This window comes from Mangrovimonas cancribranchiae (assembly GCF_037126245.1).
GTDB lineage: Bacteria > Bacteroidota > Bacteroidia > Flavobacteriales > Flavobacteriaceae > Mangrovimonas > Mangrovimonas cancribranchiae.
The window spans coordinates 1,690,001-1,704,061 of the sequence record NZ_CP136925.1 but is presented as its reverse complement, the minus strand read 5'-3'; the positions used below and the strand labels follow the sequence as shown (position 1 = coordinate 1,704,061).

Sequence of the window (14,061 nt, the reverse complement as noted above, 5' to 3'; positions counted from 1 at the left end):
TTTGTAGGCTAACTAATATTAAATTTTAAACCTAATGGAATATTTAGATTTTGAAATTCCTATTAAAGAATTAGAAGAACAACTTGATAAATGCCAAGTTATAGGAGAGGAGAGTGATGTTGATGTTACCGAAACTTGCAAGCAAATAGAAAAGAAGCTAAAAGAAACCAAAAAAGATATTTATAAAAATCTAACGCCATGGCAACGAGTACAATTATCTCGGCATCCAAACAGACCTTATACGTTAGATTACATTAAAGCTTTATGTGGCGATTCTTTTTTAGAGCTACACGGCGATAGAAATGTAAAAGACGATAAAGCCATGATAGGTGGTTTAGGAAAAATTGGCGATCAAACCTATATGTTTATAGGGCAACAAAAAGGCTACAATACCAAAACAAGGCAATATAGAAATTTTGGTATGGCTAACCCTGAAGGCTATAGAAAAGCATTACGATTAATGAAATCGGCAGAAAAATTTGGGCTTCCTATTGTAACATTTATCGATACACCAGGGGCATACCCAGGATTAGAAGCCGAAGAACGCGGGCAAGGTGAAGCCATTGCCAGAAACATTTTAGAAATGTCTCGTTTAAAAGTACCTGTAATATGTATTGTTATAGGCGAAGGAGCTTCTGGTGGCGCCTTAGGTATTGGAGTAGGAGACAGATTCTTAATGCTAGAAAACGCTTGGTTTTCTGTAATATCTCCTGAAAACTGCTCATCTATACTTTGGAGAAGCTGGGAATATAAAGAACAAGCGGCAGATGCTTTAAAGCTTACTGCTAAAGACAGTAAACGCATAAAAGTAATAGACGATATTATTAAAGAACCGCTTGGAGGTGCACACAGCGATAGAGAAACAACTTTTAAAGCTGTTCGTGATGCCATAATTAAAAATTATGAGGAATTAAAAAACTTATCACCAAAAGAATTAGTAAATAAACGTATGGATAAATATGCCAATATGGGTGTTTACAAAGGTTAATTCCTATTAATAAACGGATATAAAAAACTGAAGTTTATGACTTCGGTTTTTTTTTGCAATTATCAACAATAAAATTAAGTTATTAACAGTTAGATTGTTAACTTGTAGTTAACAACCAAAACATAAAAACATACTTTAGTTAGGTACAATTTACCTACTTTCGCTGTTATGAAGCAACCCAATCAAATTAAAGGATATCAAGTAGACAAGAGTACAATAATTAATCTTGAAAGAGGAAAAGTTCCTCCGCAAGCTGTTGATTTAGAAGAGGTTGTGATTGGGGCAATGATGATTGATAAAAAAGGTGTCGACGAAGTTATAGACATTCTTAGCCCCGAAGCGTTCTACAAAGAAGCACATCAACATATTTTTGAAGCGATTTTTCAGTTGTTTGAAAATAGCGAGCCTATTGACTTATTAACCGTTTCAAGTCAATTAAAGAAAAACGCCAAATTAGATTTAATTGGAGGTGATTTTTACCTTATTTCGTTAACCCAAAAAGTATCTTCTTCAGCTCATATCGAGTTTCATGCTAGAATTATCTTACAAAAATTTATTCAGCGAAGTTTAATAAAAATTTCAAGTGAAATAATAGAAGATTCTTACGATGAAACACAAGATGTTTTCGACTTATTAGACAAAGCAGAAACAAAACTTTACGAAGTTACTCAAGGGAACATTAAAAAGTCAAGCGAAACAGCACAAAGCTTAGTTATTCAAGCTAAGAAAAAGATAGAGGAAATTTCTAATAAAGAAGGATTAAGTGGTATACCAACTGGTTTTAATAAGCTAGATGATTTAACCTCTGGTTGGCAAGATAGCGATTTAATTATTGTGGCCGCACGTCCTGGTATGGGTAAAACGGCACTTACGTTATCTATGGCACGAAATATTGCTGTCGATCAAAATATTCCAGTGGCTTTTTTCTCTTTAGAGATGGCATCGGTACAGTTAATTACACGTTTAATATCTTCTGAAACAGGCTTGTCTTCAGAAAAATTAAGAACAGGAAAGCTAGAAAAACACGAATGGGAACAGCTTAACGTAAAAGTGAAAGGGTTAGAAAAAGCTCCTTTATTTATAGACGATACCCCATCGTTATCTATTTTCGATTTGCGTGCAAAGGCTAGACGACTAGCTTCGCAGCATGGCATAAAACTTATTATTATTGATTATTTACAGCTTATGACAGCTGGAGGATCAACAAAAGGAGGAAACCGTGAACAGGAAATATCGACCATTTCACGTAACTTAAAAGCTTTAGCAAAAGAATTAAGTGTGCCTGTTATCGCACTTTCGCAATTATCTCGTGCCGTAGAAACTCGTGGAGGTAGTAAACGACCATTACTATCAGATTTACGTGAATCTGGTGCCATAGAGCAGGATGCCGATATTGTATCGTTTATTTATAGACCAGAATACTACAAAATAGAAGAATGGGATGATGAAGAACGCTCTCCTACTGAAGGACAAGCAGAATTTATTATTGCAAAGCACCGTAATGGAGGGTTAGACAACATACGACTTAAATTTATTGGTCATTTAGGTAAGTTTGATAATTTAGATGACTTTGATACACCTTACGGACATGAATTCCATAGTAAAATGAACGATAACGAGGAAGCTTCTTTTAGCAGTAATAATTACCCTTCAGCTTCAGATGCGTTTGATCCACCAGAACAAAATAATAATTCTGGCGATGGAGAAGTGCCTTTTTAAGAATAGTATAACGTAACATACCAGCTTTTTTGCCTATTTTTACGTCCCAAAACCATTATCATGCTAGAGCAGAGGCGAACAACTAATATTTTGCTACTTATTGTAGTAATTCCCTTGGTGTTTTATTTACTAAAAACACTCAAGTTTATTTTTATACCTCTTGTTTTTTCTATGTTTATTGCCTTGTTTTTCTTGCCGCTTATGCGTTGGTTAGGTAAACGTAAGGTGCCTAAATATGCTAGCATTGTTATTGTTGTTCTAATTATTCTTGGAACCTTGGCTTTAGGAGCAGAACTTATTCATTTGTCAAGTAAACAAATAATGGCTTCTAAAGGCGAGTTTTTTACCAAAGCTCAAGAAAAAATAGCGTTACTTTTAAGTTCTGCAGAAGATACATTTGGACTTACCATAAGTAACGATAAAAACATGCTGTCACAATTCCTGCATAAAGACAACTTAGGAACTACTTTTGGATTTTTACATAAAACCCTAACCATGGCTTTAATGACGGCGTTTTTTGTAGTGTTATGGCTGGCCGAGTCTATTAATGTTCATCAAGTTATTAATGCTATTATTCTTAAGCAAAAGCATACATCGGTTAAAACGTTCATGAAGGTAGAAAAAGACTTAATTAAGTTTATTAAAGTTAAGGTGTTTGTTAGCCTACTTACAGGGATTTTTACAGGCTTAGCTTGTTTAGTTTTTGATGTTAGTTTTCCTATTTTTTGGGGGCTTTTTGCCTTTGCAATTAATTTTGTTCAAATGGTAGGCTCTTTTATTTCTGTTATTTGTTTATCGATTTTTGCTCTTGTTGAATTAGATCCAACAAGTACGTTGTTCTTTTTCTTTCTATCTATTACTGGTGTTCAAGTATTGTTTGGAGGTGTTTTAGAGCCTGTATTTATGGGGAAATCGTTTTCAATAAATATTATAACAGTACTTGTTATGTTAATGCTTTGGGGCTTTATTTGGGGAATACCAGGACTTATTATGGCAATTCCTATTACTGTTTTTGTGAAAATTATTTTAGAGCAGTTTCCTGGCACAAAAATACTATCTAATTTACTCTCTGGAAGTCAATAGAGCAAAGCTAACTCTTGGGTTAAAATAATTATAATCCTTCTTTTCTAGGACTTTTTTTAACTATATTTCAGCTATGAAAAAGATTATAGCCATACTGTTTTTCTCTTTTGTTTCAGTAACATCTTTTGCGTCTTATATTTTAATTCCAATGGATGCCGAAACCCAAAAGAATCATTTAAAAGCTTACGGAATTACTTATTGGACTTTAGAAAAACAATTAAAAGTTAAATGGTTGCTTAATTACAGAGGCGGCTCTTTTTTATTGCCAGATACTGAAAATATTCAGCGAGAATGCCAAATTAGAGGAGTTAGTTTTGAGATAATTTCAAACTCTAAAGCTGAAGCGATACTTAACGAAATAAGCAGTCCCAGTAAAAATATGGAAGCTATTGTACTTGAAAAAGCTCCCAAAATAGTAGTTTATACTCCCAAAGGAAAATTACCTTGGGATGATGCGGTTACCATGGTATTAACCTATGCCGAAATTCCTTATGAAACAATTTACGATGAAGATGTTTTAAACGATGGTTTATTGTTATTTGATTGGTTGCATTTACACCATGAAGATTTTACAGGACAATATGGAAAATTTTATAGAAACTATAGAAGTGCCGCTTGGTATATTGAAGAAAAAAAGGAGGCAGAAGCCTTAGCTACTAGGTTAGGCTATAATAAAGTGTCTGATGAGAAATTAACCGTAGCCAAGAAAATACGTGATTATGTTATAGGTGGCGGATTTATGTTTGCTATGTGTAGCGCAACAGATAGTTTTGATATAGCACTATCTGCCGATGGGGTAGATATTTGCGAACCTATGTTTGATGGTGATGCTAGTACACCAAACTATCAAAATAAAATTAACTATAATAATACTTTTGCATTTACAGATTATATTTTAGAGCGAAGCCCTATGGTTTACGAGTTTTCGTCTATCGATATGACCTCAAAAAGAAGAATTCCTAAAACAACAGATTATTTTTCGTTAATGGAGTTTTCTGCAAAATGGGATCCTGTACCAACCATGTTATGCCAAAATCACACAGCTTTAGTTAAAGGGTTTATGGGGCAAACAACATCTTTTACTAGAGATGAGATTAAAAGCAACGTGTTAATTATGGGTGAGAATAAAACCAACGGAGAAGCCAAATACATTCATGGAATAAAAGGAAAAGGTTTTTTTACGTTTTATGGAGGCCATGATCCAGAAGATTATACCCATAGAGTAGGAGACCCAAAAACAGAATTAGATTTACACCCTACATCTCCAGGCTACAGACTTATACTTAATAATGTGTTGTTTCCAGCAGCTAAAAAGAAAAAACAAAAAACCTGATTTTTTTGTTGACCAAATTTTTATGAAATACCTACATTTATATTTAATTAGTTTAGTCGGGTTACTGTTTTTAATAAGTAATACGGTGTTGTTTTTTAAAAATAAGTCTACAAGAAAAGAGGTGTCTAAAATATTTTTAATATATCTTTTTTCACTTTGTTTAATAGAAATTAGTTGTAATGCTATTGGAATATTAAAGCCTAACACGAATTTCTTTATATCTCATTTTTATTTTATTGTTCAGTTTATTTTTTTAAGTATTCTTTTCTACAGCTTTTTCAAGGAAAAAATTATGAAGAGTATTATTATAACCGTACTTATTTTACAGTTAATTATTTTAGGTTATATGTATGGTACCAATTTCCAATTATTTTGGGAGTTTAATATTTATGAAATTGTTTCATGTTCTCTTATTTTAGTTGCTTATGCGATAATGTTTATATTTAAAAATTTTGAATCTGAACACAAGTATTTCAATTTTTCCATAGGTTTAATACTCTATTTAATGTGTAGTATTTCAATTTTTACTTCGGGTAATTTGGAAATGGTTTTACTAGATAAACCTTATATTGATATTTGGATTTTTAACTCTATATTCTATATCATCTTTCAGTATATGGTTTTTAGAGAGTACAAATTCTTTAAAGGATTAAAAACAATTACTAAAAAGTAACTTTTCAGATTAAGGAGAAAATAATAATATAATGTGGTTTCAAACTGAAATAACCTTAAAAGAGCATAAGAGAGGGTTTCATTTAATTACAGATGAAATTCTTAATAGTTTTCCTGAAATAAGAGATATTAATATAGGAATATTACATGTTTTTATAAAACATACATCGGCAAGTTTAACTATTAATGAAAATGCAGATCCTACGGTTAGAATAGATTTTGAGAGCCATATAAATAAAATGGTACCAGAAAACAGACCATACTTTACACATACATACGAAGGTGAAGACGACATGCCTGCTCATATTAAAACATCTTTGCTGGGAAGTTCTATACAAATTCCTATAACCAATGGACAACTAAATCTTGGTGTTTGGCAAGGGATTTATTTATGTGAGCATAGAAATTATGGTGGCAGGAGAACTTTGGTATTAACAGTCACTGGAAATTAACGACTCTTTATCCTCAATTAATTTTTTCAAGATAAATTCGACACCACCATCATCATTGCTTTTAGTTTCGTATTTGGCAGTTTGTTTCACATTAGGGTGTGCATTTTGCATAGCAAAACTAAATTCAGATAATTGTAACATTTCTAAGTCGTTATTGTAATCTCCAAACACAATAGTTTCCGATGGTAATACGTCTAGTTCATGCTGTATTTTCTGTAAAGCATAACCTTTGTTGGTATCAATGTGTGATAAATCCATCCAGTTATTGCCAGAAATTTTCACTTGAATAATATCTTCAAACTGTTTAAAGTGAGGGTACAAGTTCTCTTCAGCACCACCAAAACTATAAACCGCAATCTTTAAAAAATTATCATTGTTTACTTCAGTTAAGTTTTCTACAACTTTATATTCGGTATAATATTCTTTAAACATAGTAATAAATGCTTCATCTTTAGATTCTATGTAAGCCGCTTTTTCACCACATAAAACAATATGAGCATCATTAATGTTTCTTAAAAATGGAATGATTTTTTGAACATCACTATTAGGAAAATAGTTTGCGTGTAAATGCGTATTATTACGTTTTGCAATGCCACCATTTTCTGCTATTATAGTAATATTTTCTTTTATAGTATTCAATTTACTAACAATGCTATGGTATTGTCTACCACTTGCAGCAATAAAATGAACGTTATGCTTTTGTAGCATTTTAAATAATGTAAAAAACTCCTCGCTTACTTGTCCTTTTGAGTTAAGTAGCGTTCCGTCCATATCGGTAACAACTAGTTTTACTTGAGATAGATTCATATAATAGGTTTTACCAAAGCTAAAAAATAGACTTTTATTTAGGTTAATGTAAATGTTATGAAAACAAAAAATCCAGCATATGCTGGATTTTTTAATAAGCGAAATAATATTATACTAGGCGGAAAGCCTATTTTACTTTATCAACAATTGCTTTGAAAGCTTCTGGGTTGTTCATCGCTAAATCAGCTAAAACCTTACGGTTTAATTCGATGTTGTTAGCTTTTAACTGTCCCATAAACTTCGAGTAAGACATACCGTGTTGTCTAGCTCCAGCATTAATACGCTGAATCCATAACGAACGGAATGTTCTCTTTTTTGCTTTACGGTCTCTGTACGAGTATTGCATCGCTTTATCAACCGCGTTTTTAGCTACTGTCCAAACGTTTTTACGACGTCCAAAGTAACCTTTTGCTTGCTTAAGAACCTTTTTTCTTCTGGCTCTTTTTGCTACTGAATTTACTGATCTTGGCATAATTTTAAATTTTTTTGTAGTAGGCGGCCATTAAAACATGACACTTTTAAATTGTTGGCCTAACTCCATGGTTTATAAATAATTTTAACCGAACTAAACTACACTTATTTTAAACGTAATTGTTCCTTAATACTTCCCTCATCAGCTTTGTGTACCAAAGTACTGTGAGTTAGCTTTAGCTTACGCTTTTTAGATTTCTTTGTTAAGATGTGACTCTTAAAAGCGTGCTTTCTTTTAATTTTTCCTGTGCCAGTTAACTTAAAACGTTTTTTAGCACTGGATTTTGTTTTCATTTTAGGCATTTTCTTCTGCTTTTAAATATTTCGCTTATTTATTTTTAACTATCTAAAATAATGTATAGATAGGATTACTTACTTTTTTTAGGAGCTATAAACATTGTCATACGTTTACCTTCAAGTTTAGGCATTTGTTCTACTTTGCCATAATCTTCTAGATCTTGAGCCAAACGTAATAACAAGATTTGTCCTTGTTCTTTAAAGACGATAGAACGCCCTTTGAAAAATACAAAAGCTTTTAACTTTGCTCCGTCTTTTAAAAACTTTTCAGCATGTTTCTTTTTAAATTCGTAATCATGATCATCGGTTTGAGGACCAAAACGAATCTCTTTAACTACAACTTTACTAGCTTTAGCTTTTAAGGCTTTTTCGCGTTTTTTCTGCTCATAAAGAAACTTTTTATAGTCCATAACTTTACAAACAGGAGGATCTGCCTTTGGTGAAATCTCTACAAGGTCTAAACCTTGTTCATCAGCGATATTAAGTGCTTGTTTAATTGGATATATTCCAACATCAACATTATCACCTACTACACGAACTTTTTCAGCTCTAATTTTTGAATTAATTCTGTGTTGATCTTCTTTTTTAACCCTTCCACGGGACTGTTTTCTTCTACGTATTGCTATGGCTTATAAATTTAAGTTAAACGTTATTTTTAAAATTGTTTTAGAGATGTATTTATCTCGTTACCAATTATGTTTGCTAATTCTTGTACAGAAATCATGCCAAGATCCTCGCCACCATGCTGTCTTACCGATATCTTGTTTTCCTGTTCTTCTTTCTCTCCAACAACAATCATATAAGGGATTTTCTTTACTTCGGCATCCCGAATCTTTTTTCCCATAGTTTCATTCCTGTTGTCAATTAGGGCGCGAATTTCGTTATTTTCTAACAAATTTAAAACTTTTTCAGCGTATTTTTCGTATTTCTCACTGATTGATAGTACAATGACTTGCTCTGGCATGAGCCATAAAGGGAAATTTCCGCCAGTATGTTCTAATAATATAGCAATAAAACGTTCCATGCTACCAAAAGGGGCGCGATGTATCATTACTGGCTGATGCATTTCGTTGTCACTACCTTTATAAGATAACTCAAAGCGTTTAGGTAATTGGTAGTCTACTTGTATGGTTCCTAACTGCCAACTTCTTCCAAGGGCATCTTTCACCATAAAGTCTAATTTAGGGCCGTAAAAGGCAGCTTCTCCAGTTTCAACTACATAATCGAGTTCTTTGTCTTTAACAGCATCTATAATAGCTTGTTCTGCTTTTACCCAATGTTCTTCATCGCCAATATACTTTTCAGGATTCTCAGGATCTCTTAAAGAAACTTGCGTAGTGAAGTTTTCAAATCCTAAAGACCCAAAGACATATAATACCAGGTCGATTACTTTTTTAAATTCTTCATCTAATTGTTCAGGCGTGCAGAAAATATGTGCATCATCTTGTGTGAATCCTCTTACTCGAGTTAATCCATGAAGTTCACCACTTTGTTCGTATCTGTATACGGTGCCAAATTCGGCATAGCGTTTTGGTAAATCTTTATAAGACCATTGTGTGTGTTTAAAAATTTCGCAGTGATGCGGACAATTCATAGGTTTTAATAGAAACTCTTCATCTTCTTTAGGTGTGTGAATAGGTTGAAAACTATCTTCACCGTATTTAGCATAGTGTCCAGAGGTAACATAGAGTTCTTTTTGTCCTATGTGTGGGGAAATAACCATTTCGTAACCTGCTTTTTTTTGAGCAGCTTTAAGGAAGTTTTCTAATCGTTCTCTTAAAGCGGCGCCTTTTGGAAGCCATAATGGTAAACCTTGTCCCACTTTTTGAGAGAATGTAAATAGTTCTAGTTCTCTACCTAGTTTACGGTGATCCCTTTTTTTGGCTTCTTCAAGCAACTCTAAGTATTCTTTAAGCTCTTTTTGTTTAGGGAAAGAAATACCATAAACTCTTGTAAGTTGTGTGTTGTTCTCGTCGCCCCTCCAATAAGCTCCAGCAACCGATAAAATTTTAACGGCTTTTATAATGCCTGTATTAGGAATATGTCCACCACGACATAAATCGGTAAACGTAGAATGATCACAAAAAGTTATCGTGCCATCTTCAAGGTTTTCTATAAGCTCAGTTTTGTATTCATTGTCCTTATATAATTGTAGAGCTTCTGTTTTAGTAGCAGATCGCATTTTAAATTCATGCTTTTCTCTAGCAATTTGAAGCATTTTATCTTCAATAGTTTTAAAGTCTTTATCAGAGATTGAATGCTCGCCTAAATCAACATCATAATAAAAGCCATTTTCAATAGCCGGGCCAATCGTTAGTTTTATACCAGGATACAGTTCTTCTAAAGCTTGAGCAAGGACGTGGGCAGAGGAGTGCCAAAAAGCTTTCTTGCCTTCATCATCTTTCCACGTATATAATATAAGAGAACCATCTTTGGTTAATTCTGTTGTAGATTCTATTGTTTGGTTGTTATAACTTGCAGAAATAACATTTCTTGCCAAACCTTCACTAATACTTCTAGCTACTTCATAAGGCGTAACGCCAGATTCAAATTCTTTAACGCTACCATCAGGTAATGTAATATTTATCATAAACTGTATTTCGGTATTATATAATATGTATGCAAAGATAAACGTATAATATGTCTCAAGCAACTATAATAATTACATTAATATATATACAACTAAAAAAGACTAATATTAAATGAGTATTATGAGGTGTTTAAATTTTATTTAACTGTAACTAATTGGTTTTATGGGGTGTTGGTGTATAATTAAAAAAAACTTCAAAAAAAGGTCATAAAAAATTTGTTTAGAAGAGAAGGAAGGTTGTATATTTGCACCCTCGAAAACGCCACTAGCAGTGGTTAAAAAACGAGACGTTCTTTAAAAAATATACGGCACGAAAAAAAATTAAAAAAAACTTCAAAAAGTTTTTGTAAATTAAAAAAGGGTTGTATATTTGCACCCGCTTTGCGAAACAAGGCGATAAAGAAAAGAAAAAACGTTCATTAAAATATTGAATTGACAGCGTAAGAAATAGTTTGGAAACGGATTATTTCAACAACGAGAGAACAAACCATTTTGAGTCCTTTTAGAATACTTATTCAAAGTTGTTAAAATTATTTAAGATTTAACGATGAAGAGTTTGATCCTGGCTCAGGATGAACGCTAGCGGCAGGCCTAACACATGCAAGTCGAGGGGTAACAGGGAAAAGCTTGCTTTTCTGCTGACGACCGGCGCACGGGTGCGTAACGCGTATGCAACTTACCTTTTACGGGGAGATAGCCCAGAGAAATTTGGATTAATATCCCATAACATATAGATAAGGCATCTTATTTATATTAAAGTTCCGGCGGTAAAAGATGGGCATGCGTTCTATTAGCTAGTAGGTGCGGTAACGGCGCACCTAGGCGACGATAGATAGGGGCCCTGAGAGGGGGATCCCCCACACTGGTACTGAGACACGGACCAGACTCCTACGGGAGGCAGCAGTGAGGAATATTGGACAATGGGCGAAAGCCTGATCCAGCCATGCCGCGTGCAGGAAGACTGCCCTATGGGTTGTAAACTGCTTTTATACAGGAAGAAACCCCTTTACGTGTAGAGGGCTGACGGTACTGTAAGAATAAGGATCGGCTAACTCCGTGCCAGCAGCCGCGGTAATACGGAGGATCCAAGCGTTATCCGGAATCATTGGGTTTAAAGGGTCCGTAGGTGGATAATTAAGTCAGAGGTGAAATCCTGCAGCTTAACTGTAGAATTGCCTTTGATACTGGTTATCTTGAGTCATTGTGAAGTAGTTAGAATATGTAGTGTAGCGGTGAAATGCATAGATATTACATAGAATACCGATTGCGAAGGCAGATTACTAACAATGCACTGACACTGATGGACGAAAGCGTGGGGAGCGAACAGGATTAGATACCCTGGTAGTCCACGCCGTAAACGATGGTCACTAGCTGTTCGAACTTCGGTTTGAGCGGCCAAGCGAAAGTGATAAGTGACCCACCTGGGGAGTACGTTCGCAAGAATGAAACTCAAAGGAATTGACGGGGGCCCGCACAAGCGGTGGAGCATGTGGTTTAATTCGATGATACGCGAGGAACCTTACCAGGGCTTAAATGTAAGTTGCATTAGTTAGAGATAGCTATTTCTTCGGACTACTTACAAGGTGCTGCATGGTTGTCGTCAGCTCGTGCCGTGAGGTGTCAGGTTAAGTCCTATAACGAGCGCAACCCCTGTGGTTAGTTGCCAGCGAGTCATGTCGGGAACTCTAGCCAGACTGCCGGTGCAAACCGTGAGGAAGGTGGGGATGACGTCAAATCATCACGGCCCTTACGTCCTGGGCTACACACGTGCTACAATGGCAGGTACAGAGGGCAGCCACTGCGCAAGCAGGAGCGAATCCACAAAACCTGTCTCAGTTCGGATCGGGGTCTGCAACTCGACCCCGTGAAGCTGGAATCGCTAGTAATCGGATATCAGCCATGATCCGGTGAATACGTTCCCGGGCCTTGTACACACCGCCCGTCAAGCCATGGAAGCTGGGAGTGCCTGAAGTCCGTCACCGCAAGGAGCGGCCTAGGGTAAAATCGGTAACTAGGGCTAAGTCGTAACAAGGTAGCCGTACCGGAAGGTGCGGCTGGAACACCTCCTTTCTAGAGAAAGACGACTTGAATAAACAAGAGGTTAAAACTTGGTTAGTTCTCTTGCTGTTAATTTAAAGATCTATATAGCACAGTCTCATAGCTCAGCTGGTTAGAGCGCTACACTGATAATGTAGAGGTCGGCAGTTCGAGTCTGCCTGAGACTACTAAATGGAAATTTTAGAGGTTGAGCACCAGTTTACAGTACACAGTTTACGGTACGCAGTAACTGATTACTGAATACTGATACTGCTGACTTAAAAATTGGGGGGATTAGCTCAGCTGGCTAGAGCGCCTGCCTTGCACGCAGGAGGTCATCGGTTCGACTCCGATATTCTCCACAAGAAATTAATAATTAATAATTATTAATTGTAAAGTTCATTGACATATTGGAAAAGATACATGAAACGATAATCAAATTAAATTTTGATTGTTGGGAAATTATTGTAACGAGCAATAATTAACGATTTGATATAATATTTATATTAAATATAAACTCATTAAAAAGACAAAAAGTACAATAAGCTAAATAAGGGCGTATGGGGGATGCCTAGGCTCTCAGAGGCGAAGAAGGACGTGATAAGCTGCGAAAAGCTATGGGGAGTGGCACATACACTATGATCCGTAGATATCCGAATGGGGCAACCCGGCATGTTGAAGACATGTCATGCGAAAGCAAGCGAACCCGGAGAACTGAAACATCTAAGTACCCGGAGGAAGAGAAAACAACAGTGATTGCGTTAGTAGTGGCGAGCGAACGCGCATTAGCCCAAACCGGTATTGTTACGGCAATGCCGGGGTTGTAGGACCACAACATTGAATGCTTTATGAACTAGAACGCTTTGGAAAGAGCGACCGGAGAGGGTGATAGTCCCGTATAGGTAAAGAGAGTTATTCATAGTGGTATCCTGAGTAGTGCGGGGCACGTGAAACCCTGTATGAATCTGGCGGGACCATCCGCTAAGGCTAAATACTCCTGAGAGACCGATAGTGAACCAGTACCGTGAGGGAAAGGTGAAAAGAACCCTGAATAAGGGAGTGAAAGAGAACCTGAAACCATACGCCTACAAGCGGTCGGAGCCACTTTTGTGGTGACGGCGTGCCTTTTGCATAATGAGCCTACGAGTTACCGTTTCTGGCAAGGTTAAGCACTTCAGGTGCGGATCCGTAGCGAAAGCGAGTCTGAATAGGGCGTTATAGTCAGTGGCGGTAGACGCGAAACCGTGTGATCTACCCATGGGCAGGGTGAAGCTGTGGTAACACATAGTGGAGGCCCGAACCGGTTGACGTTGAAAAGTCTTCGGATGACCTGTGGGTAGGGGTGAAAGGCCAATCAAACTCGGAAATAGCTCGTACTCCCCGAAATGCATTTAGGTGCAGCGTATTATTAGTTTTATAGAGGTAGAGCTACTGATTGGGTGCGGGGGCTTCACCGCCTACCAATCCCTGACAAACTCCGAATGCTATAAAATGATGTAATGCAGTGAGGGCATGGGTGCTAAGGTCCATGTCCAAGAGGGAAAGAACCCAGACCATCAGCTAAGGTCCCCAAATGTATGCTAAGTTGAATAAACGAGGTTGAACTGCTTTG

The 14,061-nt window shown here is 36.0% G+C and carries 11 protein-coding genes, 2 tRNA genes and 2 rRNA genes (1 of these 15 running past the window's edge); 10 read left to right on the top strand and 5 right to left on the bottom strand.

From position 1 onward, the window contains the following. Window positions 1-34: 34 nt before the first annotated feature. The 6 genes from R3L15_RS07640 (at window position 35) to R3L15_RS07615 (ending at window position 6,247) form a co-directional block, all read left to right on the top strand. A complete protein-coding gene (locus R3L15_RS07640) occupies window positions 35-988 on the top strand; it encodes an acetyl-CoA carboxylase carboxyltransferase subunit alpha (RefSeq protein ID WP_338730922.1) in 954 nt (317 codons plus the stop codon). A 168-nt stretch (window positions 989-1,156) separates the two neighbouring features. Beyond that, window positions 1,157-2,707 carry a replicative DNA helicase gene (gene dnaB / locus R3L15_RS07635; RefSeq protein ID WP_338730921.1) on the top strand — a complete coding sequence of 517 codons (1,551 nt, stop codon included), beginning with the start codon at window positions 1,157-1,159 and terminating at the stop codon, window positions 2,705-2,707. Window positions 2,708-2,767: 60 nt separating this feature from the next. Then, window positions 2,768-3,790, top strand: a complete 1,023-nt coding sequence (locus tag R3L15_RS07630) for an AI-2E family transporter (protein ID WP_338730920.1) — start codon at window positions 2,768-2,770, stop codon at window positions 3,788-3,790. A gap of 148 nt (window positions 3,791-3,938) precedes the next feature. After that, window positions 3,939-5,123 (top strand): asparagine synthetase B, encoded by a 1,185-nt coding sequence (locus R3L15_RS07625; protein ID WP_338734122.1) that lies wholly within the window; start codon window positions 3,939-3,941, stop codon window positions 5,121-5,123. A gap of 292 nt (window positions 5,124-5,415) precedes the next feature. Further along, the gene (locus tag R3L15_RS07620) at window positions 5,416-5,796 is read left to right on the top strand and encodes a hypothetical protein (RefSeq protein ID WP_338730918.1); all 381 of its coding nucleotides are present in this window, start codon (window positions 5,416-5,418) and stop codon (window positions 5,794-5,796) included. 28 nt (window positions 5,797-5,824) lie between these two features. After that, a complete protein-coding gene (locus tag R3L15_RS07615) occupies window positions 5,825-6,247 on the top strand; it encodes a secondary thiamine-phosphate synthase enzyme YjbQ (RefSeq protein ID WP_338734120.1) in 423 nt (140 codons plus the stop codon). Here R3L15_RS07615 and R3L15_RS07610 read toward each other — a convergent pair. The 5 genes from R3L15_RS07610 to thrS all read right to left on the bottom strand — a co-directional run bounded on the left by R3L15_RS07610 (window position 6,227) and on the right by thrS (window position 10,412). After that, on the bottom strand, window positions 6,227-7,054 hold the full coding sequence (locus R3L15_RS07610; protein ID WP_338730916.1) for an HAD family hydrolase: 828 nt from the start codon (window positions 7,052-7,054) through the stop codon (window positions 6,227-6,229). The genes R3L15_RS07615 and R3L15_RS07610 overlap by 21 nt on opposite strands. Before the next feature lie 127 nt (window positions 7,055-7,181). Continuing rightward, window positions 7,182-7,526 carry a 50S ribosomal protein L20 gene (rplT, locus tag R3L15_RS07605; protein ID WP_125468349.1) on the bottom strand — a complete coding sequence of 115 codons (345 nt, stop codon included), beginning with the start codon at window positions 7,524-7,526 and terminating at the stop codon, window positions 7,182-7,184. A gap of 104 nt (window positions 7,527-7,630) precedes the next feature. Further along, complete coding sequence (rpmI, locus tag R3L15_RS07600; RefSeq protein WP_125468350.1) at window positions 7,631-7,828, bottom strand: 50S ribosomal protein L35; 198 nt, start codon at window positions 7,826-7,828, stop codon at window positions 7,631-7,633. A gap of 65 nt (window positions 7,829-7,893) precedes the next feature. Further along, on the bottom strand, window positions 7,894-8,448 hold the full coding sequence (infC, locus tag R3L15_RS07595) for a translation initiation factor IF-3 (protein ID WP_338734118.1): 555 nt from the start codon (window positions 8,446-8,448) through the stop codon (window positions 7,894-7,896). Between the two features lie 29 nt (window positions 8,449-8,477). Next, window positions 8,478-10,412: a threonine--tRNA ligase gene (gene thrS / locus R3L15_RS07590; RefSeq protein WP_338730915.1), complete on the bottom strand. Its 1,935-nt coding sequence runs from the start codon at window positions 10,410-10,412 to the stop codon at window positions 8,478-8,480. Window positions 10,413-10,956: 544 nt separating this feature from the next. On the opposite strand from thrS, the gene R3L15_RS07585 reads away from it, so the two are divergent. From R3L15_RS07585 to R3L15_RS07570, 4 genes are all read left to right on the top strand, one after another. Next, window positions 10,957-12,482, top strand: a 16S ribosomal RNA gene (locus R3L15_RS07585). Between the two features lie 81 nt (window positions 12,483-12,563). Next, window positions 12,564-12,637, top strand: a tRNA-Ile gene (locus tag R3L15_RS07580). 100 nt (window positions 12,638-12,737) lie between these two features. Further along, window positions 12,738-12,811, top strand: a tRNA-Ala gene (locus tag R3L15_RS07575). A gap of 177 nt (window positions 12,812-12,988) precedes the next feature. Continuing rightward, window positions 12,989-14,061: ribosomal RNA gene (locus R3L15_RS07570) — 23S ribosomal RNA — on the top strand (it continues 1,748 nt past the right edge of the window). The 16S and 23S rRNA genes sit together here with 2 tRNA genes alongside, the layout of an rRNA operon.

Coding starts and splice junctions, on each gene's coding strand:
- R3L15_RS07640 (WP_338730922.1), top strand. CDS start 35: ATGGAATATTTAGATTTTGAAATTCCTATTAAAGAATTAGAAGAACAA.
- dnaB (WP_338730921.1), top strand. CDS start 1,157: ATGAAGCAACCCAATCAAATTAAAGGATATCAAGTAGACAAGAGTACA.
- R3L15_RS07630 (WP_338730920.1), top strand. CDS start 2,768: ATGCTAGAGCAGAGGCGAACAACTAATATTTTGCTACTTATTGTAGTA.
- R3L15_RS07625 (WP_338734122.1), top strand. CDS start 3,939: ATGGATGCCGAAACCCAAAAGAATCATTTAAAAGCTTACGGAATTACT.
- R3L15_RS07620 (WP_338730918.1), top strand. CDS start 5,416: ATGAAGAGTATTATTATAACCGTACTTATTTTACAGTTAATTATTTTA.
- R3L15_RS07610 (WP_338730916.1), bottom strand. CDS start 7,054: ATGAATCTATCTCAAGTAAAACTAGTTGTTACCGATATGGACGGAACG.
- rplT (WP_125468349.1), bottom strand. CDS start 7,526: ATGCCAAGATCAGTAAATTCAGTAGCAAAAAGAGCCAGAAGAAAAAAG.
- rpmI (WP_125468350.1), bottom strand. CDS start 7,828: ATGCCTAAAATGAAAACAAAATCCAGTGCTAAAAAACGTTTTAAGTTA.
- thrS (WP_338730915.1), bottom strand. CDS start 10,412: ATGATAAATATTACATTACCTGATGGTAGCGTTAAAGAATTTGAATCT.